The organism is Desulfosporosinus sp. FKA, from assembly GCF_002196785.1.
GTDB classification, from domain to species: Bacteria; Bacillota; Desulfitobacteriia; order Desulfitobacteriales; family Desulfitobacteriaceae; genus Desulfosporosinus; species Desulfosporosinus acididurans.
Window position 1 is genome coordinate 21,848 of the sequence record NZ_NAHZ01000012.1, and the last position, 25,153, is coordinate 47,000.

The 25,153-nt window shown below is 40.3% G+C and carries 26 protein-coding genes and 1 pseudogene; 23 read left to right on the forward strand and 4 right to left on the reverse strand.

Annotation, left to right across the window (positions count from 1 at the left end):
* Window positions 1-208: 208 nt before the first annotated feature.
* The 10 genes from B5771_RS02285 (at window position 209) to B5771_RS02320 (ending at window position 6,237) form a co-directional block, all read left to right on the forward strand.
* Window positions 209-904 carry a polysaccharide deacetylase family protein gene (locus B5771_RS02285; protein ID WP_088186064.1) on the forward strand — a complete coding sequence of 232 codons (696 nt, stop codon included), beginning with the start codon at window positions 209-211 and terminating at the stop codon, window positions 902-904.
* A gap of 236 nt (window positions 905-1,140) precedes the next feature.
* Window positions 1,141-1,650: a hypothetical protein gene (locus B5771_RS02290; protein WP_088186065.1), complete on the forward strand. Its 510-nt coding sequence runs from the start codon at window positions 1,141-1,143 to the stop codon at window positions 1,648-1,650.
* Window positions 1,651-2,138: 488 nt separating this feature from the next.
* Entirely contained in the window at window positions 2,139-2,612 is a 474-nt protein-coding gene (locus B5771_RS02295; RefSeq protein ID WP_140417677.1) for a hypothetical protein, read from the forward strand.
* A gap of 34 nt (window positions 2,613-2,646) precedes the next feature.
* Entirely contained in the window at window positions 2,647-2,844 is a 198-nt protein-coding gene (locus B5771_RS24640; RefSeq protein WP_242966703.1) for a hypothetical protein, read from the forward strand.
* Window positions 2,816-3,235 carry a pyridoxal-phosphate dependent enzyme gene (locus tag B5771_RS02300; RefSeq protein ID WP_242966704.1) on the forward strand — a complete coding sequence of 140 codons (420 nt, stop codon included), beginning with the start codon at window positions 2,816-2,818 and terminating at the stop codon, window positions 3,233-3,235. Before B5771_RS24640 ends, B5771_RS02300 begins: the two co-directional genes overlap by 29 nt.
* 34 nt (window positions 3,236-3,269) lie before the next feature.
* Window positions 3,270-3,740 (forward strand): DUF3888 domain-containing protein, encoded by a 471-nt coding sequence (locus B5771_RS02305; protein ID WP_088186067.1) that lies wholly within the window; start codon window positions 3,270-3,272, stop codon window positions 3,738-3,740.
* A 278-nt stretch (window positions 3,741-4,018) separates the two neighbouring features.
* Entirely contained in the window at window positions 4,019-4,147 is a 129-nt protein-coding gene (locus B5771_RS24990) for a hypothetical protein (RefSeq protein ID WP_282433308.1), read from the forward strand.
* Window positions 4,148-4,557: 410 nt separating this feature from the next.
* Entirely contained in the window at window positions 4,558-5,010 is a 453-nt protein-coding gene (locus B5771_RS02310) for a DinB family protein (RefSeq protein ID WP_088186068.1), read from the forward strand.
* Window positions 5,011-5,144: 134 nt separating this feature from the next.
* Entirely contained in the window at window positions 5,145-5,573 is a 429-nt protein-coding gene (locus tag B5771_RS02315) for a hypothetical protein (protein ID WP_088186069.1), read from the forward strand.
* A 232-nt stretch (window positions 5,574-5,805) separates the two neighbouring features.
* A complete protein-coding gene (locus B5771_RS02320; protein ID WP_088186070.1) occupies window positions 5,806-6,237 on the forward strand; it encodes a DUF3795 domain-containing protein in 432 nt (143 codons plus the stop codon).
* Between the two features lie 1,005 nt (window positions 6,238-7,242).
* On the opposite strand, the gene chrA is transcribed toward B5771_RS02320, so the two are convergent.
* The 3 genes from chrA to B5771_RS02340 are packed head-to-tail and all read right to left on the reverse strand — an operon-like array spanning window position 7,243 to window position 9,758.
* Entirely contained in the window at window positions 7,243-8,505 is a 1,263-nt protein-coding gene (gene chrA, locus B5771_RS02330; protein ID WP_088186072.1) for a chromate efflux transporter, read from the reverse strand.
* A gap of 30 nt (window positions 8,506-8,535) precedes the next feature.
* Window positions 8,536-9,360, reverse strand: coding sequence for an extracellular solute-binding protein (locus B5771_RS02335; RefSeq protein ID WP_088186073.1), 825 nt, complete (start codon window positions 9,358-9,360; stop codon window positions 8,536-8,538).
* Window positions 9,357-9,758, reverse strand: coding sequence for a PadR family transcriptional regulator (locus tag B5771_RS02340; RefSeq protein WP_088186074.1), 402 nt, complete (start codon window positions 9,756-9,758; stop codon window positions 9,357-9,359). Before B5771_RS02340 ends, B5771_RS02335 begins: the two co-directional genes overlap by 4 nt.
* Window positions 9,759-10,372: 614 nt before the next feature.
* Between B5771_RS02340 and B5771_RS24645 the strand changes: the two genes are divergently transcribed.
* The 10 genes and pseudogenes from B5771_RS24645 (at window position 10,373) to B5771_RS02395 (ending at window position 21,414) form a co-directional block, all read left to right on the forward strand.
* Window positions 10,373-10,603, forward strand: coding sequence for a hypothetical protein (locus B5771_RS24645; RefSeq protein ID WP_242966705.1), 231 nt, complete (start codon window positions 10,373-10,375; stop codon window positions 10,601-10,603).
* 384 nt (window positions 10,604-10,987) lie between these two features.
* The gene (locus tag B5771_RS02355; protein WP_088186076.1) at window positions 10,988-11,509 is read left to right on the forward strand and encodes a GNAT family protein; all 522 of its coding nucleotides are present in this window, start codon (window positions 10,988-10,990) and stop codon (window positions 11,507-11,509) included.
* A gap of 357 nt (window positions 11,510-11,866) precedes the next feature.
* Window positions 11,867-13,798, forward strand: coding sequence for an ammonium transporter (gene amt / locus B5771_RS02360; protein WP_088186077.1), 1,932 nt, complete (start codon window positions 11,867-11,869; stop codon window positions 13,796-13,798).
* Complete coding sequence (locus tag B5771_RS02365; protein WP_047811442.1) at window positions 13,788-14,435, forward strand: response regulator transcription factor; 648 nt, start codon at window positions 13,788-13,790, stop codon at window positions 14,433-14,435. The genes amt and B5771_RS02365 overlap by 11 nt, the downstream gene beginning before the upstream one ends.
* Window positions 14,436-14,561: 126 nt before the next feature.
* Window positions 14,562-15,773, forward strand: a complete 1,212-nt coding sequence (locus tag B5771_RS02370) for an ammonium transporter (RefSeq protein WP_088186078.1) — start codon at window positions 14,562-14,564, stop codon at window positions 15,771-15,773.
* 822 nt (window positions 15,774-16,595) lie between these two features.
* A complete protein-coding gene (locus B5771_RS02375) occupies window positions 16,596-18,179 on the forward strand; it encodes a sensor histidine kinase (RefSeq protein ID WP_088186079.1) in 1,584 nt (527 codons plus the stop codon).
* A complete protein-coding gene (locus tag B5771_RS02380) occupies window positions 18,172-18,855 on the forward strand; it encodes a response regulator (protein ID WP_088186080.1) in 684 nt (227 codons plus the stop codon). Before B5771_RS02375 ends, B5771_RS02380 begins: the two co-directional genes overlap by 8 nt.
* Before the next feature lie 224 nt (window positions 18,856-19,079).
* Window positions 19,080-20,339, forward strand: coding sequence for an MFS transporter (locus B5771_RS02385; protein WP_047810636.1), 1,260 nt, complete (start codon window positions 19,080-19,082; stop codon window positions 20,337-20,339).
* 85 nt (window positions 20,340-20,424) lie between these two features.
* A pseudogene (locus B5771_RS02390) lies at window positions 20,425-20,672 on the forward strand (NAD-dependent malic enzyme); the annotation flags it as partial.
* 412 nt (window positions 20,673-21,084) lie between these two features.
* Complete coding sequence (locus tag B5771_RS02395; RefSeq protein WP_088186081.1) at window positions 21,085-21,414, forward strand: tRNA-binding protein; 330 nt, start codon at window positions 21,085-21,087, stop codon at window positions 21,412-21,414.
* A 291-nt stretch (window positions 21,415-21,705) separates the two neighbouring features.
* Here the strand turns inward: B5771_RS02395 and B5771_RS02400 are convergent, their stop codons facing one another.
* Window positions 21,706-22,587 carry an NAD(P)H-binding protein gene (locus tag B5771_RS02400; RefSeq protein WP_088186082.1) on the reverse strand — a complete coding sequence of 294 codons (882 nt, stop codon included), beginning with the start codon at window positions 22,585-22,587 and terminating at the stop codon, window positions 21,706-21,708.
* Window positions 22,588-22,732: 145 nt separating this feature from the next.
* Between B5771_RS02400 and B5771_RS02405 the strand changes: the two genes are divergently transcribed.
* From B5771_RS02405 to B5771_RS02415, 3 genes are all read left to right on the forward strand, one after another.
* Window positions 22,733-23,311 (forward strand): TetR/AcrR family transcriptional regulator, encoded by a 579-nt coding sequence (locus B5771_RS02405; protein WP_088186083.1) that lies wholly within the window; start codon window positions 22,733-22,735, stop codon window positions 23,309-23,311.
* A 349-nt stretch (window positions 23,312-23,660) separates the two neighbouring features.
* On the forward strand, window positions 23,661-24,212 hold the full coding sequence (locus B5771_RS02410; protein WP_088186084.1) for a prolyl-tRNA synthetase associated domain-containing protein: 552 nt from the start codon (window positions 23,661-23,663) through the stop codon (window positions 24,210-24,212).
* A gap of 507 nt (window positions 24,213-24,719) precedes the next feature.
* On the forward strand, window positions 24,720-25,124 hold the full coding sequence (locus tag B5771_RS02415; protein WP_088186085.1) for a secondary thiamine-phosphate synthase enzyme YjbQ: 405 nt from the start codon (window positions 24,720-24,722) through the stop codon (window positions 25,122-25,124).
* Window positions 25,125-25,153: the final 29 nt, after the last annotated feature.

Sequence of the window (25,153 nt, forward strand, 5' to 3'; positions counted from 1 at the left end):
GTTTCTTAAGTATTAAAATTTATATAATTTCTTAAGGGGTTTTAAGGAAGTTTAAATGTTATTATAATATGATGATACAGGTAGATTTAAGATCTTAAGGGAGCATGCTGACCATGATTAATAATTGGGCCTAATGTGTCACCTCCCAATTCTAAGACACTAGGGATTAATATTTATTTATATACCTGAGGAGAGTAAGAAGGTTTATATGAGTTTGCAACGATTAGTCGTAGATTTTATGTTTTTTGTAATAGTGACCTATATAATTATTCCAAATTTAGTTTTGCGTTTTATAGGTATCGGTACTTTTAAAAGGCAAAAATCGGAAGGAGTTGCACTAACATTTGATGATGGGCCTGACCCGGATTATACACCTAGAATTTTAGATGTACTTGAGCGATACAATGTACCTGCAACATTTTTTGTTGTGGGAGAGAACGCCGCCTCCTATCCTGATTTGATTAAAGAAATTCAAGGACATGGGCATCAACTCGGTATCCACTGTCAACAACATCTCTGTCCATGGTTCCTCAATCCATGGGCTACATGGCGAAAGTGGGATGAAGGTGTCGCTACGCTGGAACGATTAACCGGGCAAAATGTAGAATGGATACGTCCTCCCTGGGGACTCTTTAACCTCGCGCTTTGGTTATGGCTGAAATGGCGCAAAAAGAAAGTGGTTCTTTGGAATGTTGAGGGCCTTGACTGGTTCACTCAAAGACGTCCAGAACAAATTACTGATCGTGTTCTAAAAAAGATGTCTGTCGGATCAATTGTATTGTTACATGATTCAGGAGGTCAGCCAAGGGCTCCGGAGAATACGGTTTGTGCTTTGGAAAGTATCTGCCGAAAGCTTACTGTTGAAAGAAGGTTGCCCGTTGTTAGTTTGGATTTATCTAAATAATTTTATATTGGATTGTGAAAAAGTTTATTTGTCTTTTGGCTATAATTCCGTTTACTAAAAGGAAATCGAAAATTAATGTAGAATATTATTTGTTGTATGGTCTGGGTTCTTAGGGTCTCTCATAAATATAATCATGATAATGAAACCTCCTATTCGTAGAAAAATACTACGCTGGGAATGGGATTCGTTATGTTTGGGATTCTACGGGGGAAAATCAGTTTAGCTGGGATGACCCTTTGTTTCCAATTCATTTACGTGATGGTCAAAAGGTCTGGGGTTTCCATCGTTATACGAATGAACGGAATAAAGGTAAGATTAATTGGACTTGGGAAACTCAATTTATATCAAAGCAAATTACAAAAACGAGGCTAGATCAACTTGCTCACGACGGAAAGTATTCAATTGTTACACAACATCTAGGCAAAGGAAGTGCGGGATTTCCTTTTACCCAAGAAGGTATTCAATCGCTTGAGTTATTAAAGAGTTATAACGATGAAGGAAAAATTCTGGTTGCTCGCACTTCGCGATTGTTGGATTACGCCAGAAGCCATAAATATGTTCATTACTCGGTTGCACAGTTAAGCGGTAAGACCTACATTAATATAAATTCTATTGATGATTCGGTTTTAGGTTCAAGTGTTCCGTCAATGGACGAAATCCGCGGACTCACCTTTTATGTAGATGATCCATCGAATACTTTTTTATTACTAAATCTGAGTCCAATCAAATTTTTGCGTTTACTATAAAGTTGTGAGATGATTAAAGAGTAAAGGCAGGGGTTGTGTGATGGGCAAACATTGATTCTATATATATTCACAGGTCTGTCCCATTTACTCCATTTCTTTGGCCTCTGCCTTTGCTGGCGGGGGTCTTTTTAGTGTATGAGGGGAAACTGTCATGTACGGTGTGGGGCAGGGGAGAAGGTGGAGATAACATCAAAACCTTACCTATTGCTACTCGATAATTCGAGCACTTATGACATATTTTACTTGAATAATGTGTAATAATGAAAATGAATATAAGTAACTGATAAGTGGAGGCGTATTGTGAGTCTTATAATAAGAGGAGGTTCATATATGGAACTTTTAGCACCAGGATTTTGGGTAGCAATGCTATGGATAGCGTTTATTATGTGGATAATCAAAATGGTTTGGAAAATTAAAAAATGCTCAGTCAATTGAACAAAAATTGGATAGTATCTTGGCTGACAAGAATCAATAATAGGCTAATTATTATGCAAGAAACGATTGATAACATCTTAAAATCCAGACCAGAGCCACATTCTGGGGAAGAATTAGTACAATTTTTAAAGCAAGTTTTTGATGCCACTGAAATTCCTGAACGTTTTGAGGATTTATCATTAAAAGATGCCGCTCTGAAGATTCTTGATCCAGGTTTTTCTCAATCTCTTCCACTGGATTTTGGCCAGAGGTTAAAAATAGTTCGAGATATCCCTTCTGAAAAATACGACTTGCAATTTGTTGCATTACATATAGCTCAATTTAATATGAATATTCGTATTGAAGTAAAATCCGCCATATTTGTCGCTTCATTCGTTTGTGATGATGAAACAGGTGAAGTGAATCGTCGGTTTTTAAATAAATTGCGTGTTTGGTTGGGTATCTCGCAAGAAGATATTGATAATCATTCTGATCGCTTTATGAGTTACGTATATGCTTATAAAGAATTAAGCAAACAAAAATTATGAACAAGATAACATATTGGAGATTGGAGGTAATCGTATGAATTTAGGGCGTTTTCCGCAACGTCGTTATATGGAAGGGCAAACTCCTATAGAGAAGTTATCCCGTTTTTCTCAAGCTATTGGCGGTCCCAATATATATATTAAACGGGATGATTTGCTGGGGTTGACCGAGGGAGGGAATAAGACACGAAAACTAGAATTTCTTGTTGCCGAACATTGGCGAAAGTACCTATAGTGGTTTGTTACTTGGCTTACATGGTAACAATTATCAAATACCTGTAACAGGGATAAGTGTTCTCAATCCAAAAGATGTGTTGAAAAACATGATATCCGAGCTGACAGAGCAAACAGCGGACTATAAGGGAATTGATATACAGGTGTCGCGAGAAGACATTGTTTGCTTTGATGAGTATATAATAGGTCCCGGTTATACGCGGCCTACCGCCGAAATGATCGAGGCAGTCAAATTACTGGCCAAAACAGAAGGTGTTTTGCTAGATCCCACTTATACGGGGAAGGCTATGGCTGGTCTCATTGACCTGGCAAAGCAAGGTTATTTTAGAAAAAGGCCCTCACCGAACCGGAAAGTCGGGGATGCGTCACATAAGTGTTGGGTGGATAATTAACCTTCATCTATGATTTAGAACGGGAGGAACCTACATGAGAGTAAAGCTTCTAATAGCGGCTTTTCTTGTAATGATGATAATTTTAGATGGATGTGCGAATGTACAAAGTGCAAGCACCAATACTAATACGCCGAACACATTAACAGCCAATGTAAACAGAGATGGGCAGTCGAAAAATGTAACCCTTCCACAGGGGTCGGCAGGAAATACTGATAATGAACTTTTTAGAGAGATGTTAATTACGGCTGTTGATCCATATATTCAACAGTCTGTCACGAAATATTACAAAAAAGATGTATTAGCTCCGCCCTATATGGTGAGGGTCTTAGAGGCAAGAAAACCTAGTTCTGATCAGGTTTATGAGGTCAGTTTTGAAGTAAAACCTTATATCGGAGCTCATATTGAAGTAGGCATTGATCATGTCACATTGCGAGTAAGTCCTACTAAAATTGAGGTTGTCAACTTTGAGCATATCAAAAGTTTTCCATTGCCAAGCAACTTGTAGTCACATTGATGAACATAGCGGGTTGGAAATTACTATCCCTATCATTTTATTAAACATCCCAGACACTTCATCTATGCCTAATCACTCACGTCACCCCCAGCTAACCTAAAGAAGAAAAGCCATCATGAAAAAAGATTACAGGTGTATAGTGCTGATTGGTGCGATAAGGTATTGAATAGCCGGAGGAAAAGAAAATCCCAACACCTAATGCTGCAGGATGTCCTTACCTATCCAAAGTCGCTCACCGACCGGAAAGCTGGAGGGATTGTGCTAAGAACGTGTTCGAAGAACGCGATGCTGTATCCGTGATGAAGGTAGATCCTTCGAAACCGGTTTATAGGAATTGGTTTCAAACAGCCGTAAGCAGCTTCAGACCGAAAGGCTGCGGTGGTGAACGTTACGGTTAAAAGCCGAGAATGATCTCGGCATGTATGGATTAGAGAGACGAACGAAAGTGAACCTCTGATGAAGCATCGAAAGCTTTCTAGGACGACATCAAAACCGAAGACTTCCCTCTTCTTCGGGATGAGCATGGAAGCAACCTATGTACTGGCCATGTGGTGTCCGGTGTAAAAGGGGCGTGAATCTAATCTAGGCGCGGATATGGACTTGGGAACTCTTCATGTGATGTTAAGGGAAAACTCTATAAGTGTAGACCACGAAGGGGGAAAGTACCGATGCATATGAGAAGGGGGCGGAACATCCCGTAACCCCAGCTGCCAGTCAACCTTCCGAACTCCTTCAATCCCGCAGGATGGGAGAGTTTATATATTTCACAACATAATGATTTAAAATTATTTAAAAGTGAGGGATAAGAATGGATAAGATAATTAAAAGGTTAATTTACTTAATTGAAGTACTCCCGAGTAGGATAAATCAATTTTCTGAAGAGGAAATTACTATAAAGCCCAACGGCAAATGGTCAAAGAAAGAAATTCTTGGACATTTGTGTGATTCCGCCACGAATAATCACCATAGGTTTATCAGGATTCAGTTTGAAGATCAGCCGTTTGTTGTTGTGCCATATAAACAAAATGATTGGGTATCAATTCAGGATTATCAAAATATACCGTTTGATGAGGTTATTGGACTTTGGACAGCTATAAATAAGCAAATTGTTAGAGTTATTTCTAATATTCCGGAAGAAAAATTATTATACATATGTGATATCGGGAATAATAAATGCTTTACTTTTTTAGAGCTTATTCAAGATTATTTGAGGCATTTGGACCATCATCTTATCCAAATCTTTGGAACATCTGAAATATAGATAGCCACATTAGCCGCCCACCCCCTACCCCAAAACTAGTCATTGGAAAACATGGGATGACAGGATTTGATCAAATAGCTATGTTATGATTACGTCAAAATTTGTTTTAATAGTTTGGATTGGAGATCTATGATATGCCAAAAGTAAGAGCGTCTGAAATTACTGCGTATTTTAAATCAGATGTTAAGACAGTGTGGAATGTTGTAACTAATAATGTGGATTATAAATGGCGATCAGATATTAAGAAAATAGAAGTTTCTTCCGACGGGAACCATTGGCTGGAGTATTATAATGAAAAAGCTTATACGAAATTTGCTCTTGTTGAAAAGGTCGAAAATAACAGATACGTTTTTGATATGGAAAACAAAATGTTTACTGGTCACTGGACAGGATGTTTCTCTCCTACCGAAATGGGAGGTGCGAAAGTGATTTTTACTGAAAAAATTCTGATTAAGAATCCGTTAATAAGAATAATTTCCAATTTATTTTGGGACCTAGAAAAGATTCAAAGGACTTATATTGCTGATTTGAAGATCAAACTACAAGAAGATTCAAACTCATAAAGATGCTAACTTATACAAGCTACTCACCAACATCACCGCTATACCTTAATACCCTCAACCCCGAATCCCTATAAACCCCAGCCCCCAGTCAACCACCGGACTTCTTCAATCCCGCAGGATGGGATGGGCTTAGGTAGTGGATAGGGGAAGGTGGAGGTGAATGGTTGCTTGTCTTGGAAGGTGTTAGATAATGGGTAACGGGGTTTGTTAATTGCAGGAAGGAGTTCTATTGATGCCAGATGAATTGATTGCTTATTGTGGCCTTTATTGCGGTGCATGCAGCTTTAAAGTAGGCTTTGAAGAAAGCAACAAGGAACATATTATGCGTATGCCCTCAATTTATGATGATTTTAAGAGCCGACCACCTGAATTTTGCCCTGGTTGTCGATTGGAAAATCTATGTGGAGACTGTGGCATAAGAGAATGTGCACAAGGTAAGAAAATAGAATATTGCGGCTTATGCAACGAATTTCCATGTGAAAAATTATTAGAATTTAGCAATGATGGAAAACCACATCATGCAGAATCAATAGATAACCTGATTTTGATTAAAGACATGGGTAAAGAAAAATGGCTAAAAATACAAAAGCAGCAATGGTCTTGTGAAAAATGTAATTCCAAATTTTCTTGGTATATGAAAGAGTGTGAAGGATGTAATGGATAATTGCTATGCTTCTATAATTATTGAAGGAGAAACTAATGATTAAATCAAAAAGTAAAGTTGTATCAATTGCGATAATGGTCATAGCAACGGCATTTATGATTTTTTCTATTTGGACAGAAAACATGAGCAGATCTACACGACCTTTTATTGTTTTGAGTTATTTGATCCTAATGACGGTTGCAATACTTCTTTCTAGAAAGAACCTTAACTTCAAGAAGAGATAACGGTCTCCCTATAAAACCCACCCCCCAGCTCGCCAGCAGTCAACCTACCGGACTCCTTCAATCCTGCAGGATGGGAAAGTTACACCACACCGAAGCGTTTTGGGCGATATTTGTATTTTTAGGTCGCCAAGAAGGGAGGAGGCAATGATGAATAGAGATACTATTTTGTCTACTGTTACAACTGTAGTTTTAATATTTTCGAGCCTATTGAAGCCGATTATTTCAGTTATTCTAGGTTTAGTTTTGTTATCTTTTGGATTGTATTTTGCTTTTACTAAGAAAAAGGAGCATTAATTTACACATAAGGCTAAGACGCTCCTGTTTTCTTGCCGCCAAGCCGTGATCAACATGGAATGTCAAGAGAAAATTGATGCCTCCAATTACATATTTACCACGTTCATTACGTCGCCCTGCTAACCTCAAGAAGAAATAGTCGCCGTAATAAAGCCTAGCAGGTAGTCGAGATGGGGCGAGTGTTGCGGGGCGGAGATCTTGAACGGCAGGATTAGAAATAAACTGGTAAAAGTAAGGAAATGAAAAATATGTTGTAGTTATAGTACTACAGATTTTTCTTATGCTGTGCTTTAAGATGGAACTCTGAATTTTTGCATCCAGCATTATAAACCTGGGCCTATTCCTGATACAGCAAATCCTTCATTAGGACGGTAATAGCACCGATGGAATTAGATCAGTGTTTTTTAAGCACCCCCATCAATATCATAAGATTCTCGGGAATAGGAGCATGGAATTGCAATAGTGACGCACATTTAAAATGTTGACACTAGAAAATGAAACACGACAAAATTGCCCCAGCGATTATAATCCATAAAGTATCAATTTTCGTAAACCGCTGTACACCAAAGGCTGCTAGAGCAAGCCCGATCGTTGGTAAATCAACTATGGAACTGCCGGTCAATTTAATGATGACAGCCCAAAGCGTTCCGATAAATGCAGCGACAATTCCGCCAATCGCCATTTTGAAGAGTTCTATCTTACCTGCGCGATTATAAAGATCAGAAATAATATTAACAACGGCAAACGATGGTAAATACATATTCGCCATAGCTAAGGCAGCTCCGAAGATGCCAGCCACTTTATAGCCAATAAAGGCGGAAATCACAGTAACTGGTCCCGGCGTAAGTAAGCTCAAAGCTAAAGCTACCCCAAATTCCTTGTCTGTAACAAAGTGAAATTGATTAACCATAGTATTCTGAATGAACGGCAGCATAGCATAGCCACTTCCAAAGGTTAGGCCACCGATCCCAAATAACGTATTGCCGAGACTTCGAAAGGTCGGGCTACTAAAGTTAATCAAAAAGTTAAGGATTAGTAAAACACCAATCATGATTAGCATACTCACATACTTTTTTCGACTAAACTCAAATTTTAGGGCGGAAGTTTCGTTTTGAGGGGACCTTTTAGGAACCCAGAACTTCTTATCCATTACTAATTTCCAACCTGAAACCTTGTACGACAAGAAAGTAAAAGCCAGGCTGACGATCCCAGCAACCAAAAGGAGAACCATAATATTGACCTTCAAAAAATACACCATGCCAAATCCAGCAGCAGCCAGAATGGTTAACTGAAGAGTGTTGACTCCTTTTTTCCATAAATCAATGATGGTGTTAAAGACAAGCCCAACCACGAGTGCGCCGACACCTTTAAATAAGGCGGCTACGACAGGTAAATTATTATAATAAAGGTAGAGGTGGGTAAGAGCGACCATTGCCAAAAAACATGGGATGACGAAAAAGATGCTAGCCACTAATGCACCCGGAAAACCCCTTACAAAGTACCCAATGTAGGTATTGAGGTTTACCGTTGGTGCACCTGGCAAAAGCTGAGAAAGGGCTAGACCGTTTAAATATTCCTCATCGGTCAACCAGTGTTTTTTATCGACCAAGGCTTTTTTGGCCTCGCCAAGAGCAGCTAAGCTATAAGATACAAACCCTATGTGAAGAAAAGTTCTTGCAATCTCAAAGAAGCTCACTAATCTCGGTTTTTCAAGTGTCTGGTTATGATCGCTGTTCGTCTCAACTTGCATTTTACTCAGCCTCCTAATCGCCATATATGCTTAACAGGGGATCAGGCCACATTCTTCTATTATTGAAGAACCTTCCATTCCAGTAAGGAGATCAACAAAGGATTGTGCCAGTTCAGGAATTTGGCAGTTCTTAGATAAACCCACTGCAAACTCAATGGGTTTACCGTGAATAATAATGTCTTTGCCAGGAATTTTGCTCTCAACGGATACGGAAGCTTGATCATAGAAATTAGCATGGGCCGGATTAGAAAGGTTTATTCTGGACGGCAATGTAATATATTGAAGTTCTAATTGCTGGGCTGCAGAGGAGTATAGAAAAGCATAATCAATCTTCCCCTTAAATAAGGCCTTCGATAAAGCTATGGATTTAGGGTAAGTATCGTAAGGGATACATTTAGCCTCTAGAGTTGTGTAAAGACCGGGCCTTTCATAGAATTTTTCAGCCAATTGCCAAGCCATGAGTGTTCGATAACCACAGGGATCAAGATGATGGTTGGAATGGGCAAAACTAATGTCCGGCATCAGTAAGGTATCGATCCAATTGGACTGAGTAATTTCGGAGCTTTTCCTTGAAGCACGAGTGTAGCTAATGACAATTTGGTCTGCAGCAAAGACAAAGTACTTTTCCACCAAATCTGGTACTAAGAGTTCAGAAAATAAGGCTTGGTCAGCTAGAGCAATGATGTCGTAATGTTCTCCGGACAATAATCGTTTCGCACCCTCCCTTGAACCAACCCCTTCCAGCTCACATTTTAGACCGGGATTTTGTTTTAAGAATTGTTCCAGACATTTTTCCATAACTCTTTGTAAGGCACCGGCATGGATTATTTTCAAGGTTTTTTGCTTGGTTATCATGTTAAGCTCACTCCATCTTCCTTTTTGATCATAGAACTTTCAAATTGTAGGTAGGCTTTAAGAAAGTTCTCCAATTTGATTTTTTGCTGAGCCATGTACTTTGCCCATGTTTTCAGGGCATCTTCTCCTTGAGGTGTCAATTTATAAAGACGCCTGCCCGGGCCGGACTCTCCAACCTCCCAATGGGAAGTTATTAACCCATCCTTATCCATACGTCTTAGATTACGATAGACGGTTGCTGTGTCCGCTTCACCGATCTGAAAATCAGATTCATGCAGACGTTGAATTAATTCATATCCATGCGATGGTTTTTGTCCCAGTAGAAGCAGTAACTCAGCTTGAATAGAACGTTCAAAGGGAATTGTTAATTCAAATTTACCTAATAACTCATCGTTCATATGTGTACACCTCAACTATTATCACTGTGCATATAGTTACTATAGTCTATTCTACAACGTTTAGTAATTTCCTTTAAACAGAAAAATTGGTTAAAAATTTAGTTTTGAAAACGTAAGGACAATTCTTAGACCAGTTTCCCAGAAGATCAATGTTGAAGATTGTTTTGGATAATTTATAGATCTTAAGACTTATATCATCACTGGATCTACATCGGGCTTAGCGAGTTCACTAACTGTGACTCGATCTAGTAAGGCATGGAATGGGAGGGAATTAAAATGGCACGAGTTTTAGCTATTGGCGGCTGGACATGAGACGCGAGCCACAGTTCGTGATCTTGCGCGTGAAAATGATGTGCGTGCCATGTTGCGCCAAGGGGGAGCATATGAGGTAGGTGGGCGTCTTACCGTGTTTCGTGCTGATTTGAATGCTGATTCAGGTTGGGCAGAAGCGATGGTCGGTTGCGACTACGTGCTCCATGTCGCGTCACCTTATCCGAGCACTATGCCAAAAAATGAGAATGAACTAATCGCACCGACCCGAGATGGCGCCCTGCGTGTGTTGCGGGCCGCACGCGACACTGGTGTCAAGCGCGTAGTACGAAGATGCAGTTACGATGTTTCATAAAGCATGGTACGAAGCAACAGACGACTATGAAAGATTTATTGCAGCGTATCATTTAGCTCGTCAACAAAAAAGTATTACTGATAAATTGAAATGGATGGAAACATCATTACAGTGTGCATTAAAAATAAATGATGATAATGTTAAGAGTGCATACTCAACGTTATATTTAAACATTGCCAAATGTTATGAGGAGTTGGCGCAGGGTTGGCAGCAGCATTAGCTAATGGAGATGGAAGAGAACACGTTCCTATCGCTCAGAAGAACCTTTAAGAATTATTGGTGAAGAAACAGAGTGGGCGAAACTGACAACTACGCAGCGACGTGAATGGCGCGAAAAATTAGCTAAAAACAAGGGTGAAATTATTAACTAAAATTATTAACTGAACATATTTCATGGGCAAAATAGTTACTATTTCAAGTTTGTCGATGGGTTTACACATAAAATAAAGCAAGTCACCCTGTAAAAAGATAGTCCAATGAGTGTGGTTGACTTATTAATACAAAAATATAAGATTAGATGCTCGATATCTCGGGATATATGAGTTGCCCAATAGTATAAACTAAGACGTATTGGTAAGATACTACGATCTTAAGGAGGTATTTTATGCCAGATATTATAATCAATCTACTTGAGGAGTCAGATGCACAGGAACTTTTTACATTTGAAATTAAAAATAGGCCTTTTTTTGAGAGAGTAGGTTTTCCAAGAGGAGATAACTATTATGAATTAAATCATTTCAATACAATAATAAAGGAGTCAGTTGAGGAACAAGAAAAAGGATTAGTATATATGTATTTAATAAAGAATCATACCGGAATGATTATTGGTAGAATAAATTTATTATCAATAGTAAGAGGAAGTTTTAATAAGGCTGGATTAGGCTATAGAATAGGCGAGGAACATCAGGGAAAGGGATATGCCACACGCGCTGTAAAACTTGTTTTAGATGAAGCAGTCAATAAACATAAGCTTCATAGGCTAGAGGCCGGGACAGCACCCAATAATATAGGATCGCAAATAGTATTAATAAAGAATGATTTCCAGTTTGTTGGGCGTTTTAATAAATATATCTTTAAGAATGGACAATGGTGTGACAGCATATATTTTGAAAGAATACTTGATTGAATATATGCTGTCAAATATGATAATTTATGTTATGTTTTAATACTAGTCTTGAAAGGACCAGTGAATATAAAAAATCCACAGCCAGATCATTTTTGAAGATCTGGCTGTGGATTTTCTAAACGTCATGGGATGAAAATGCTAGAGAGGGCTAATATTATACAGTTAGGCATTAAGTCGTTTGTAAAGATAGTTTTGGATATTTATCAAATTTCTGGGGATAATAAATTGATTTCGGATGTTTAGTGGAATGCTTCCTGATAAGCTAATTAGCGAAATGTAATCTTACTAATCCCATTCCATTACATGGATAACCTTTTTGTGAATTTTTAATGGTTATGCTGGAGTGAAATATAAGATATGAGTATTAATCATTTATGGATTATTGTCAGTGCATGTTTTGTTTTCTTTATGCAAGCGGGGTTTGTCTGTTATGAAGTTGGCTTCATTCAATCAAAAAATGTAATTAGTGTAGCCATTGAAAATATCATTACATTTGTCATTACAACTTTAGTTTATTGTTTTATAGGATTTGCACTTATGTTTGGAAACAGTCATTGGGGGCTTTTTGGCGGCGATTTCTGGTTTCTCGATAACATATCTCATGCGCATAATTCTCTAGGCTTCGTTTTTGTATTTTTTGAATTAATGTTTGCTGGAACAGCGGTAACTATTGTATCTGGGAGTATGACGGAGAGAACTAGACTTTTACCTCTATTAATTGCCGACGTTTTTCTGGCAGGATTTATTTATCCTTTATATGGGCATTGGGTGTGGGCAGATATGTTTACCAATCAGTCAGCTTGGCTAAAGCAGTTGGGATTTATGGATTTTGCAGGAGCCACAGTCGTACATTGCACAGCAGGTTGGGTCTCTTTAGCAGGAATCATCATTGTGGGGCCACGTAAGGACAAATGGGATGCTAATGGTAAGATTAAGAAATTAGGGAGATCGAATATACCTTTTGCTGTGCTCGGAACATTTATTTTATGGTTTAGTTGGTTCGGGTTTAATGGGGGAAGCCTTTTGGAATTTAATGATAGAGTTGGACTAATCCTCTTAAATACTAATTTTTCGGCAGCAGCAGGTGTTGCCGGCGCTATACTGACAACCAGTATCTTCATTAAAGATCATAGCTATATGGAAGCTGTTTTTTCGGGTGCCTTGGGTGGATTAGTGGCGATAACGGCTGGGTCTAATTATCTTTATCCATCTCATGCGGTTATGGTAGGTTTTATCTCAGGGTCGGCCGTTATATTAGCTAGCTTATTGCTTGAAAAACTGGGACTAGATGATGCTGTGGGTGCAGTACCTATACACGGTTTTGGAGGTGCTGCAGGAACCATATTATTAGCTTTATTCACTCCAGCAGAATTTCTTGGAGGCCAAACACGTATAGTTAAGATTCTAATTCAATTAGCAGGGGTAATACTTAATTTTGTTTGGGCTTTTGGTTTAGGACTATTATTATTTTATACAATCAAAAAAACAATTGGCTTACGGGTAACTGAAGAAGAAGAGGACAAAGGGTTAAACATTGTTGAATTTGCTGATATTTATTCATGGCAAGACTATTTGAAGATGACACATTATGAAAATTTAACACAAGATCTCAACCTTAAAATTCATGCTCAAAATCAATTATTACAGAAACAGGCTAAACTTTTGGTGGAAACGCAAGAGCATGAACGGCTTAAGTTGGCTAGAGATCTTCATGATGGGGTTGGTCAATCCTTGGCAGCTTTAAAATTGCAATTGGGTATGATCGCCAATAAGGTTAAAACAGAGTACAAAGATAATAGATTAAGTAATCAGGTTGAAGGAACTGTTAACCTTGCAACTCAGACTATTGAGGATATTAGGGCTGTGCTCTTTAATTTGAAACCAGCTTTTTTAAGTGATAAGGGTCTTAGTGCTGCAATTGAAGTTTTAATAAAGAACTTTGAAAAGACTACAGGGATCAAATCAGAATTTAATTTATTAACGGAAATTCCGGCTTGGGAGGATGCTGCGGTCTTGAATATATATCGAGTAATCCAGGAATGTTTAACAAATATCTTAAAACATGCTCAGGCAACAATGGTAAACGTTAATTTTGTAAGGCTTAAAAGCGATTTGTATTTGTTTCAGGTCAGCGATAATGGAGTAGGTTTTGAGTCTGAAGGAGTGCATACGGGATTGGGATTGAATTCGATTCAAGAAAGATTACAAATGCTGGGCGGGAGTCTTCGAATTATAACGGCAGAAGGCCAAGGAACTTCATTGATGATGGAGGTGCCTTTTGAAGATTAAAGTATTTTTAGCAGATGATCATAAAATACTCCGAGAATCATTACTTATTTTACTCCAACAAGAAAATGATATAGAAATAATCGGTGAGGCCCCTGATGGGCAGGAGGCACTGCATGGAATTCTGCGCTTAAAACCGGATATCGCCATACTTGATATTTCCCTACCTCGGCTTAATGGTTTGGAAGTGGCTGAAAGAATTAAACGAGATTGCCCAGAAATAAAAGTAATAATCTTAACAATGCATAAGAATGAAGAATTTGTAGCTCGAGCCTATCAGTCTCAGGTTAGTGGCTATGTTTTAAAGGATAATGCCCTCGAAGAATTATTGAAGGCTATTAGAATAGTACAATCAGGTGGAATATATCTTTCAACAGATATCACTTCCACGGTCGTTGCTGGCTTTGTGAAGAATTTTAATCTTAAGAAAGGAGAGCCAGATGAACTCGTTTCATCAAGAGAAAGAGAAATAATCCAACTTCTTGCTGAAGGAAACAGTAACAAAGAAATAGCTACCATGTTAAATTTGAGTTTAAAAACCGTGGAAACTCATAGGTCTAATATAATGCATAAACTGGAATTTAAAAGCCTAGCGGATTTAGTTTTATATGCAGTTCGAAATCATATCATTGAAGTATAATTTAATAGTGCGAAAATTGAATACAGTAAAAATTGCCGTACAATACAGTAAATCCTGTATTAATTAATCCCTCATTTTAGTTTAAGATTTATTTGACATTAAAAATTAATAAATGGGAGGATTATGATGATTAATACAGGGGATACGGCGTTTGTTTTAATAAGTGCCGCTTTGGTATGTCTTATGACCCCGGGTTTAGCATTTTTTTACGGTGGCCTGGTACGAAAGAAGAATGTATTGACAATCATGATTCAGAACTTTGTTTCTATGGGAATCGTGACAGCAATTTGGGTCCTGGGAGGTTTTAGTCTGGCCTTTGGTAAAGATTTTCATGGCATTATCGGTAATTTACAATATTTTGGTTTAAGTGGAGTGGGCATGACCCCAAATCCAGCTTATGGGCCAACCATACCATTCCTAGTATTTTTCTTTTATCAAGAGATGTTTGCTGTAATAACGCCTGCTTTGATTACGGGTGCTTTTGCCGATAGGATAAGTTTTAAAAGTTATCTTAAGTTTTTAGTATTATGGAGTATTTTTGTCTATATACCTGTGGCCCATTGGGTCTGGGGAGGCGGTTTCCTAGCCCAAATGGGGCTTGTCGATTTTGCAGGCGGTATTGTTGTTCATGTTACTGCCGGAATTGCCGCTTTGGCCTCAGTGTTTTTTGTCGGGAAACGAGTTTTGCAACCAGGAGAGAGTACTGCGCCGCATAACATTGCCTTTGTTGCTTTGGGGACAGGACTTTTATGGTTCGGTTGGTTTGGGTTTAATGGCGGCAGTGCGTTAGCTGCTAATGGTATTGCAGCAACAGCTTGCGTCAATACTGATATTGCAGGTTCCCTAGCAATGATCGCATGGCTTGTCATATCTTGGATTCACGAGAAAAAACCGACCATGCTAGGTGTTCTAACGGGAGCGGTGGCTGGTTTAGCGACTATTACACCTGCTGCAGGCTATGTCCGGCCTTGGGGTGCTGCCATCATCGGATTACTAGCTGCTGGCGTTTGTTATGCAGCTGTTCAATTACGCATAAAACTTGATTGGGATGATGCTCTAGACGTATGGGGAGTGCATGGAGTCGGCGGTATTCTTGGATCTATTTTGGTGGGTGTATTTGCCATATCAAGCGTAAATCATACGAGCGGTCTTCTTCAAGGAAATCTGCACCAATTTTTAATTCAAGTACTAGGGGTTGCCTTCACGGCCCTTTATGCTTTTGGTGTAACGTATCTTATCTTAAAGATCATAAATGTTTTTGAATCTGTGCGTGTGCCTAAGGAAGTGGAAATAAAGGGACTGGATGTCACTCTGCACGGCGAAACAGCTTATTTGTAATGCTATGACTTCAATAAAATCAGCCAGAGCTTAATGCTCTTGGCTGATTTTTTTACTATTAGTGACAACTAGAAATATTAATACGACAAAAAGCGGAGGTGCATCGTTAATCTGTATCAATCATTGAGTTATTAGACAGTCGAGACGAGGGAACTAGTACCTCTGATGAATTAACAATGAAGAAACACCAACCCACGTTGAGACCGTGGTAAGTTTGAAACACTAACATTTTGAAAGCCGCCTGTGGCAAGGGTTGACTTTTCTAAATCTCGATTGGCTCAACAAGTCAGCTACTATACTCATTTGCACAAATTGTGGACTGATTCAGTGGTTTATGGAGTCTCCGGAGAAGATTTAATGATCGTCATCTCATTGGAGGTTATTTTTGATGGAATCAGCAAAATCTATTCGTAAGTGGAAAAAAAGCGTCTGAAAGGGCCAATAAAGCATGTATTTCTGCATTGCGTTGCAATTCCGGTTGGAGGGCTATTTGGTGTTGCATTTCTTTTTATAGGGGGATTAGGATTAGGTATGTTTGATTGGAAGAGGAATGAAAGGAAGTACAAAATCTTAATTGAGAGAGATAAATAGGAACTTACAGTAGAGTCGATTTTCCAACTTCCCAAAAAAATAGGGTAAACCTCCCACCTGCGAGAGCGGGGTCAAAAGCCAAATAATTTAAACGGCTTTGCGGGGAATGTAGTCCAGGACGTGTTGCTCTGGATTTTTAAATGGAGAACAACAATTTGTCGGGTACAGTGGTATAATTGACACAAAACTCAAGGAATTTCAGATAACCTCATTTTTTGCGGAGGGAACCTAATGCGATTGCAACGTAAAATCAGCATCTATATTCTCGTCATCTTATCCGTATCAATTGGAAGTATCATGATTTTATCAGTCTATCAAATGAGAAGTCTAGTAAAAAATCAGGTTAGCAGAAATCTCTTAAATATTTCTAATTCTGTTGCCAATTTTTCTGAAGTTCAGGACTTTCTACAAGGGAAGAGCACCTTAACGGAAAATGCTTTTAATGAGCAGATAGAAACGATCCGAGCGAAAACCGGTGTCGCCTTCATTGTCGTTATGAATATGAAAGGAATCCGCTATTCCCATCCAGTTGAAACAAGAATTGGAGAAAAATTTCAGGGCGGAGATGAAAAAAGAGTCCTGACATCAGGGCAGGAATATGTTTCTGAGGCTCATGGAACGCTGGGAACATCGTTGCGTGCGTTTGCCCCAATTTATAAAAACGGCCATCAAATCGGAGCCGTATCTGTGGGTATACTATTGACGGAACTCGATACTGACGTGTACAAAGCGCTGCTGCGTTTTTTGCCGTTCATCGTATTTGGCCTTTTTCTCGGAGGGATTGGCGCTACTGTCCTGTCGTTCAGTATTAAGAATACAATTTTTGGGATGGAACCGGAAGAGATTGCTTTAGCCCTCAAGGAGAGGGAGGTTGTTTTGGGAAATGTCAAAGAGGGAATTGTCGCCGTCGATGACAAGGGAAAAATCACTTTGTATAACAAACAAGCTGCTATCATCTTGGATCTAAATGAAAGTGACAAAGGAAAGAACGTCTTTGAATTCATCTTCAGGGACGTACAGCAGGGTCCTCTATCCCTTGGGCAGTTGCTGGAGGATGTGGAAATCAGAATCAAACCAGGACTTACGATCGTATGCAAATATAGTCCCCTCATCGATGAAAAAAACCGAGTCATGGGTGCTGTGATCAATTTTCGTGATCTGACCACAGTTAAAAAGATGGCTGAAGAGCTTACAGGCATTAAGAAAATGGCTTGGTCACTGAGGGCACAAAATCATGAGTTTATGAACAAACTGCACACGATCTCTGCCTTGATCCAGATGGAAGAATACGATGAAGCCGTTGACTATATTTCCAGCACGGCCAAGGCGAGAAACAATGTTAGCGGTATTCTGACAAGAAAGATCAAAAATGTTTCCGTCTCAGCGCTGCTCTTCGCCAAATACAATAAGGCGGAAGAGTCTAGGATAAAGCTGAAGATTGACCCCAATTGCAGCCTATCCGAACTTCCTCAAGCGCTAACTGCCGATGATTTGTGTTCTGTACTTGGAAATCTGATTGAGAATGCTTTCGATGCTGTTGAGAGTGACGGTAGCGGAGAAGTCTATGTAAAGCTTGATGAGGAAGATGATATTCTCAATATTACGGTTGCGGACAACGGCTCTGGCATCCCCGAATCCGTTCAGCCATACATATACAACTTGGGTATGTCCAGCAAATCTGGGCAGCGTGGTTACGGTATGTATATCGTGAAAAAAATTATTGATGATGCGAGGGGCACTATTCGCTTTAAGGTTGACCGTGGGACATCATGGCACATCTCAGTGCCCCTCAAGGGGAGGGACATAAATGTTTGATGTTTTGATCGTAGAAGATGATCCTATGGTAAGCCATGTGAACACAAAATTTCTCAAGAAAGTTTCCGGCTTTAACTTGGTGGGTGCGGCAGCAAATTTGGCGGAAGCCCGTGAGTATGTTCAAAAGGAAAAGATCAACTTGATCCTGCTCGATTTATTCCTCCCGAAAGAAAACGGTATTGACTTTCTGAAGTGGCTGCGCAGCCAAGAAATCCACATCGATGTCATTCTGATCACAGCCGACAAACGCAGCGAGAGTGTGCAGGAAGCCTTTCGTTATGGGGCTGTCGATTATCTGATCAAGCCTTTCACCTTTGAACGTTTCAAAGATGCAATGCAGCAATACAAAGAGTGGGCCGAAAGCTTGCAAAACAGTATTTTTATAGAACAGGAAGCCTTGGACCGTTATGTTCTAACCGGGAGAGCGGAAGTTGAAACGGACAAGCCCTTGGAAAAGGGTTTGAGCAAATATACTTACCAGCGAATTTGGGACCATATTGCCCACAACGGCGAAGAGTATTTCACTGCAGATGAGTTAGCGGAATATTTAGGAATGGCGCGGGCCTCTGTCCGCAAATATCTTGACGTCATGGAACGCGAAGAAAAATTAGAGCTTTTGATCGAGTATGGAAAAGTCGGCCGTCCTCAGCATAAATTCAAACTCAAGGAGTTCTGAGATAATGTCCTTTATGGAGATAAAGTTTGTAAGAGCAAAAAGAACTTAAAATTCTTAATCTGCAAAAATAAGTCTTAATTTGCAGAATATTGTCAATGGTCCCCATTTTCGGCTAATATGAAGTTGCGTTTATTATCTAAAAAGGAGGTTAACTTTAGTTTACGCAACTCAGGTTTGCCGTTGGTTCAATTCTAACATGAGAATGAATTGGGAGGGGATCTATAATGAAACCGACAAAAGTGCGTTGGGAAGTCATAACCCTGTTATTCTTCGCGACGACGATTAATTATCTCGACCGAACCAACTTATCAGTTGCACTTCCGGTCATTGCCAAACAGTTATCCTGGACACCTGCGGCCATGGGCGCCATTTCATCAGCTTTTCTCATAACTTATGCGCTCCTGCAAATGCCGATCGGTGTTTTCATTGACAAAATTGGAACCAGGATGACATATATCTGGTCTGTCATCATTTGGTCTCTCGCCTCCATGGCGACCGCTTTGGGTACTTCCTTCGGATCGATCTACATCTTCCGCTTAATCTTGGGTGTCGGCGAAGCCCCTGCTTTTCCGGCAGCGACAAAGACGGCTGCAGACTGGATACCTCGGCGGCAGAGAGGGATCGCCACCGGATTTTTTACAGCCGGAGTTAACATGGGCTCCGCTATAGCACTCCCTCTTGTTGCATGGATTGTGAGCTCTTTTGGCTGGCAAATGTCCTTCATCATCACCGGTGCACTTGGTTTTATCTGGCTCTTTTTCTGGCTTGTTCTCTACCGTGACCGAAAAGACAACAAGCGAGTCAATGAGGCTGAAAATGCTTTAATTGACGCCGACATCACAACGGTGCAGGAACAGCCCCGCGTACCCTGGATACAATTGTTTAAGAAAGTGTCGACCTGGGGTCTGATGCTCGGCTATGCTTGTCAGCTCTATATCATGTTTGTTTTTGTCACTTGGCTTCCGACCTACCTCGTGCAGGCCCGCCATATGACCCTTCTGCATTCCGGTATTTACGGGATGATACCGTTCATTGCCGGTACGATCAGCGCCTTCCTTGGCGGAAGAACCTCAGACGTCTGGGTGCGCAAGACACCGAACGGCCGAAAGATCGCCATGAGCCTGGGTCTCATTCTTGCCATGGCCATTATCCCAGCGGTATTCGCAGGTTCTGCCTCGATGGCTCTAACTCTTTTGACAATTTCTGAATTTGGAGTCATGTTCTCAAACGGAGCCGCATGGGCCGCTGCTTCGGAAATTGCTCCCGCAGGTCAGGCCGCTTCCGTTGCTTCAATCCAAAACTTTGGCGGAAATGTTGGCGGTTTCCTAGCCCCAACAGTTACCGGTATACTCGTTCAGGCTACCCACTCCTTCAACAGCGCTTTGATCCTGGCAGGCATCCTGGCTTTTGTCGGTGCGATTATCTACTACACCATGCTTCCGGGGTCAAAAGTACAAGAGGAGAGCCAAGCTTCTGCGGCTTGATTCAGCACTCCTTTCTGTAGGTTGAAATTAAAATCATAATCTAAGAGAAGAAGCCTTAAAGCTTCACAGCGACAACCGGGGGAAAATAGCGATACAAGGCAAAATAACCGTTAAGGATGCCCGTGATTTGAGTCTTGCCTATTCTCCCGGAGTTGCCGAACCTTGTAAAGAAATTGCCCAAGAACGGTCTTTGGTTAATGTATATACAAATAGGGGAAATACAGTAGCCATCGTGTTGACAAAGTGGTCGAAACCGTAAAGCTTTTGGAACCTACCTTTGGCGGAATTAATCTTGAGGATATTGCAGGACCTGCTTGTTTCGAAATTGAGGACAGTGGAGTTGCGGTGCATGTTTCCAATCTATTAGAAATCATAAACTTTTCTTAGCATCCAACTCAGAAAAATTGCAGTTAAATAAAATTAGGTTTAAGTGGTTGTGTTTGCAGGCCTCCATTGCTTGGGGAAGACTTAAAATCCCTACCTGCGAGAGCGGGGTTAAAAACCAAATAATCTAAATGGCTTTGTGGGAATGTAATCCAGGGCGTGTTGCTCTGGATTTTTACAATTTGTCGAGGTACAGTGGTATAATTAGGAATAAGTTGGAGGGATGCGTAGGATGGGTTTCATGGGAGTGTATTATTGGAGGGGCAATTGTATTAAAATGAAAACTTTTTAAAGATTATTTTAGAGGCATGTAATTTTAGTTGTATTATATTAACAATAACTATCAGGGGGCAGGCATGTCTTGGCTACTTTTGACGATTTTATGAAATTAGATATTAGAGTTGGAGAAATTATTAAGGCGGAAGTCTTTGAAAAGGCAAAAAAAACTGCTTACAAATTATTTATAGACTTCGGTGAAGAAATCGGCACAAAAAAATCAAGCGCTCAAATCACCGAATGCTATAGGATAGATGAACTTATTGGGAAACAAGTTTTAGGAGTGGTTAACTTCCCTCCAAGACAAATTGCAGATTTTATGTCAGAAGTCTTAGTTTTAGGAGTTTATGCGAACCAAGGAGTTGTACTCATTCAGCCGGAAAAAGTAGTTCGTAAAGGTGATAAATTAGGATAATGAACAATGTTAAAAAAATGCACCTCAGAATTGCGAATACAAATAAACTCAAGTTACTTTATCATCTTGTTTTTTGCCACATCCTCGCCCGACACCAAATCCTCCCCCACGCACACTTCTACCGCGCTACCCTCACCCCAAATCCCCATAAACACCAACCACCCGTCAACCAACCTAGCGACCTCCTTCAATCCTGCAGGATGTCCTTACCTAGCGGATAACCGAACCGGGAAGGTGGAGTCTGGGGGATGCGCTAATTGCAGATTAAAACAGTCTCCCAACTGTTTAAACTTATTTTTTATATGCTTCTGCGAAAACTTTTGCAAAATCTTTGAGTTTGACTTTACCAAGATGGTAATCCGTGGCGCGGAGGTTAGCATAGAATTCGTCGATGTTTTCTTGGGCACGATTCATTTGGGCGAAACGGTTGGCAGTGTCCTCGTGGATACCAATTTTTTTCATGTTCGCAGTGAGAGCTTCGACAGGAATTTGTTGGTATTTGGCTTCGATATCATTTTCAGCAAGAGCCTTGAGCCAATCGTTTCCTGTGCCCCAGTCGCTCACGACGAATTTCGCGCTTTTGCCCGCTGGGGTGTGGGAAATCAGGGCGAAAGCGACGTTCGCGATATCAACGGGGCTGGCCCAACCGCGCGTGATGTCAGCTGAAGCTGAGCTGAAGATAGCTTGTTGGGTTTTGAGGTTTTGCATATTGGCAAAAAGGTTATTGTAAAAACCAACAGGGCGGATGTGAGCAATGTTAACGCCTTCAAGCGAGTTGAGTACGTCTTCCATAAAATGATACATGTAAAGGATACCGGCTTTTGGGTTGTCAGCGCCGATCGAGCTGAGATTGACGACGTTTCTCACGTTTGAGTTTTGCACAGCGGCCTTGTAATTTTCAGAGAGCTCGATGGCGGCCTGCCACATATCAGTTCCTGACATCGGGTTGATGCCTGTAATCATGAGATAAACGACGTCGCTGCCTTTGAATGTTTCGGTGAGGAAGTTGACGTTGCGGTTTGAACCGACAGCGGCTTTGGCTCCGAGGGCATGGATAGCGTCGACTCGGTCTTGCGAGCTTGTGATGACAGTGACGTCGTGGCCGTCAGCGATGAGGCGTGGAAGGTAGTTACGATTGATATTCCCGAGAGAGTCGAGAACTGTGATTTTCATTGTGTTTCCACCTTCATTTTGATAAAATAATGTCACAAACTGACATCGAGATTAGTGTAAACTTGCCGAATTTTGTTGTCAAGAAAAAATGTAAGAAATTGACAAAGAGGTTCTGCAAAATTTTCAAAAATAGGAATGAGAAAAAATGAAAAGTAAAGAGAAATTGCAGGTGGCGGCCGCGAAATTATTTATGGAAAAAGGCTATGAAAACACGACGGTGCAGGAGATTGCGAGTCTTGCGGGTGTGACGGAGCGAACCTTTTTTCGGCAGTTCAAGGATAAGTCGGACGTACTTTTTGATACGAGTAATACGATGGGGCAGCGGGTCGCGGCTTTTATCACTGACAATTTTGACGTCGAGCAAAAGCCGCTGAAGCTTGCGGTTGACGGCTTTGCGTCGATTTCTGATTATTTTGATGGCTCGCGGGAGCGGGTGTTGGCTCGGAATCAAATTATTCAAAGCAACCCTGATTTACAGGAACGAGAGTTGTTAAAAAGGCAGGTGCTAATTGAGTCTGTCACAAACGCTTTGTCTGTCAAATTTGATAGCGAGCTGTCAGAGCTTGCCGCGCGATTTGCGGTTGAAATTTTTCACATGGCTTTCAGAAAATGGATTGAAAGTACAGAGAAAGGCTTTGAAGAGCAGGTGCTCGTGGTCTATCAACTGTATGAAAAACTCACTTTATTGATTTTTGAGTATCCCTCCTTGCGAGAGCGGTGTTAAAAACTAAATAATCGAAACGGCTTTGTGGGGAATGTAATCCAGGGCGTATTGCTCTGGATTTTTAAATGGAACCACAATTTGTCGAGGTTCAGTGGTATAATTAGGAATAAGTTGGAGGAGAGCGGTTGGCGAAGCCAAGAACCGTCACGGACGCTAATTTCGTCAATTGGTGGACAACTCTGCATTGCAGTAAAGAGTCCTAACCCCCAATGCTGAGGGATGTCCTCACCTATCCAAAGGTTCTCACCGAATTGGGAAGGTGGGGGATGCTTGATAAAGGTTACAAAAGAAGGACAGTTTCAAAGGTTGGTTGGATTGGCATGATCAAACAGGAGACAAGAGGTAAACTATGAAAAACATTGAAATAGATAGTACAATTTATAAGACGAAACCGAACAAAGCAAATCGATCAAAAGAAGAAATGGATGTTTACGATTTATTGGAAAGACTTGATATTCCATATTTCAGGCTCGACCATGATGAGACTCCATCCATTGAGATGTGTGATCAGGTTGAAAAACTATTGGAAATTGAAATATGTAAAAATTTGTTCCTTAGCAACTCACAAAGAACAAGCTTTTATCTGCTAATGATGCCAGGTCGAAAGAAGTTTAGGACAAAAGATTTATCAAGACAGATTGAGTCATCTAGATTATCTTTTGCCGAGGCTGAAGATATGGAAAAGCATTTGAATATTAAACCGGGATCAGTTAGTGTTATAGGCCTTGTGAATGACATAAGCCAATCTGTACAACTACTAATTGATAAGGATGTTCTTCAGAGTGAATATGTAGGATGTCATCCTTGCGTTAATACTTCCAGTTTAAAGATCAAGACATCAGACCTTCTTACAAAGTTTTTGCCCTATACTGGACATCAACCTATAGTGGTGGAATTGTAAGTTAGGTTATCTGAAGGGTCTATTTATGACAACTGATCCTGATGTGCTGAACATCTCATTAATGTTAAGTCCCCAGCAAGGTCTCTCTAACCTCAATCCCAAACAGCCAATGCTGCTGGATGTCCTTTACCGACCGGATAACTGAACCGGATAGTTGTGGATGCGGAGTCTGATTTGTATGCTTGGGAACATGCCTTTTCTGATGAGGAAGTAGTACAGTGGATTGACGAAACATCACGGCATTATCCATGATGTTAACCCAGTGTTTGATAGAAAACGGCTGTTATATATATTCCCAAATGGTTTACAGGAGGGATTGGTTTTAAACCAGCATCTTGGTTATAGGTAAACAATAATCATGATGCGGCGAAAGATTTAGATCGTGATAGAAAATATGATCTCCAGATCATTCTAAGATGGGTAATGCTGTAACACTTTCCAAAAGGAATTAAAGAAGCTTAGAGATGTGTTGGATGAAATGAATCTGTAAGAGATAGGAGAACATAAATGATCCATGAGATACATATTAAAACAAAGAAACACGACGAAATGATCGATATAACGGCTCAAGTACAAAACTTTGTGGCTACCCAAAATATCCAGGATGGTCTTGCTGTAGTTTATTGTCCGCATACAACTGCTGGAATAACGATTAACGAAAATGCTGATCCGGATGTACAAAAGGATTTTCTCCGGAGACTTGATGAGATTTACCCTTGGGATTCCCCGAAAGATTGTCACATTGAAGGTAACTCCGCTGCTCACTTGAAAGCCAGCACAGTTGGACCATCCCAAACTGTGCTTATTAATAACGGAAAATTGCTCCTGGGTCGGTGGCAGGGGATTTACTTTTGTGAATTTGATGGTCCGAGGGAGCGAAGTTGTTATGTTAAGTTTCTACACCAAGACTAATTCTGGAGGAATATCATGGCAGTTAGCGG

What these genes read in the sequence shown, in the direction of transcription:
- B5771_RS02415 (WP_088186085.1), top strand. Translation starts at nt 24,720, where the DNA reads ATGATCCATGAGATACATATTAAAACAAAGAAACACGACGAAATGATC.
- B5771_RS02400 (WP_088186082.1), bottom strand. Translation starts at nt 22,587, where the DNA reads ATGAAAATCACAGTTCTCGACTCTCTCGGGAATATCAATCGTAACTAC.
- B5771_RS02305 (WP_088186067.1), top strand. Translation starts at nt 3,270, where the DNA reads ATGAGAGTAAAGCTTCTAATAGCGGCTTTTCTTGTAATGATGATAATT.
- B5771_RS02340 (WP_088186074.1), bottom strand. Translation starts at nt 9,758, where the DNA reads ATGAACGATGAGTTATTAGGTAAATTTGAATTAACAATTCCCTTTGAA.
- B5771_RS02320 (WP_088186070.1), top strand. Translation starts at nt 5,806, where the DNA reads ATGCCAGATGAATTGATTGCTTATTGTGGCCTTTATTGCGGTGCATGC.
- amt (WP_088186077.1), top strand. Translation starts at nt 11,867, where the DNA reads ATGAGTATTAATCATTTATGGATTATTGTCAGTGCATGTTTTGTTTTC.
- B5771_RS02370 (WP_088186078.1), top strand. Translation starts at nt 14,562, where the DNA reads ATGATTAATACAGGGGATACGGCGTTTGTTTTAATAAGTGCCGCTTTG.
- B5771_RS02355 (WP_088186076.1), top strand. Translation starts at nt 10,988, where the DNA reads ATGCCAGATATTATAATCAATCTACTTGAGGAGTCAGATGCACAGGAA.
- B5771_RS02335 (WP_088186073.1), bottom strand. Translation starts at nt 9,360, where the DNA reads ATGATAACCAAGCAAAAAACCTTGAAAATAATCCATGCCGGTGCCTTA.
- B5771_RS24640 (WP_242966703.1), top strand. Translation starts at nt 2,647, where the DNA reads ATGAATTTAGGGCGTTTTCCGCAACGTCGTTATATGGAAGGGCAAACT.
- B5771_RS02295 (WP_140417677.1), top strand. Translation starts at nt 2,139, where the DNA reads ATGCAAGAAACGATTGATAACATCTTAAAATCCAGACCAGAGCCACAT.
- B5771_RS02310 (WP_088186068.1), top strand. Translation starts at nt 4,558, where the DNA reads ATGGATAAGATAATTAAAAGGTTAATTTACTTAATTGAAGTACTCCCG.
- B5771_RS02315 (WP_088186069.1), top strand. Translation starts at nt 5,145, where the DNA reads ATGCCAAAAGTAAGAGCGTCTGAAATTACTGCGTATTTTAAATCAGAT.
- B5771_RS24645 (WP_242966705.1), top strand. Translation starts at nt 10,373, where the DNA reads ATGTTTCATAAAGCATGGTACGAAGCAACAGACGACTATGAAAGATTT.
- B5771_RS02375 (WP_088186079.1), top strand. Translation starts at nt 16,596, where the DNA reads ATGCGATTGCAACGTAAAATCAGCATCTATATTCTCGTCATCTTATCC.
- B5771_RS02405 (WP_088186083.1), top strand. Translation starts at nt 22,733, where the DNA reads ATGAAAAGTAAAGAGAAATTGCAGGTGGCGGCCGCGAAATTATTTATG.
- B5771_RS02380 (WP_088186080.1), top strand. Translation starts at nt 18,172, where the DNA reads ATGTTTGATGTTTTGATCGTAGAAGATGATCCTATGGTAAGCCATGTG.
- B5771_RS02285 (WP_088186064.1), top strand. Translation starts at nt 209, where the DNA reads ATGAGTTTGCAACGATTAGTCGTAGATTTTATGTTTTTTGTAATAGTG.
- B5771_RS02385 (WP_047810636.1), top strand. Translation starts at nt 19,080, where the DNA reads ATGAAACCGACAAAAGTGCGTTGGGAAGTCATAACCCTGTTATTCTTC.
- chrA (WP_088186072.1), bottom strand. Translation starts at nt 8,505, where the DNA reads ATGCAAGTTGAGACGAACAGCGATCATAACCAGACACTTGAAAAACCG.
- B5771_RS02410 (WP_088186084.1), top strand. Translation starts at nt 23,661, where the DNA reads ATGAAAAACATTGAAATAGATAGTACAATTTATAAGACGAAACCGAAC.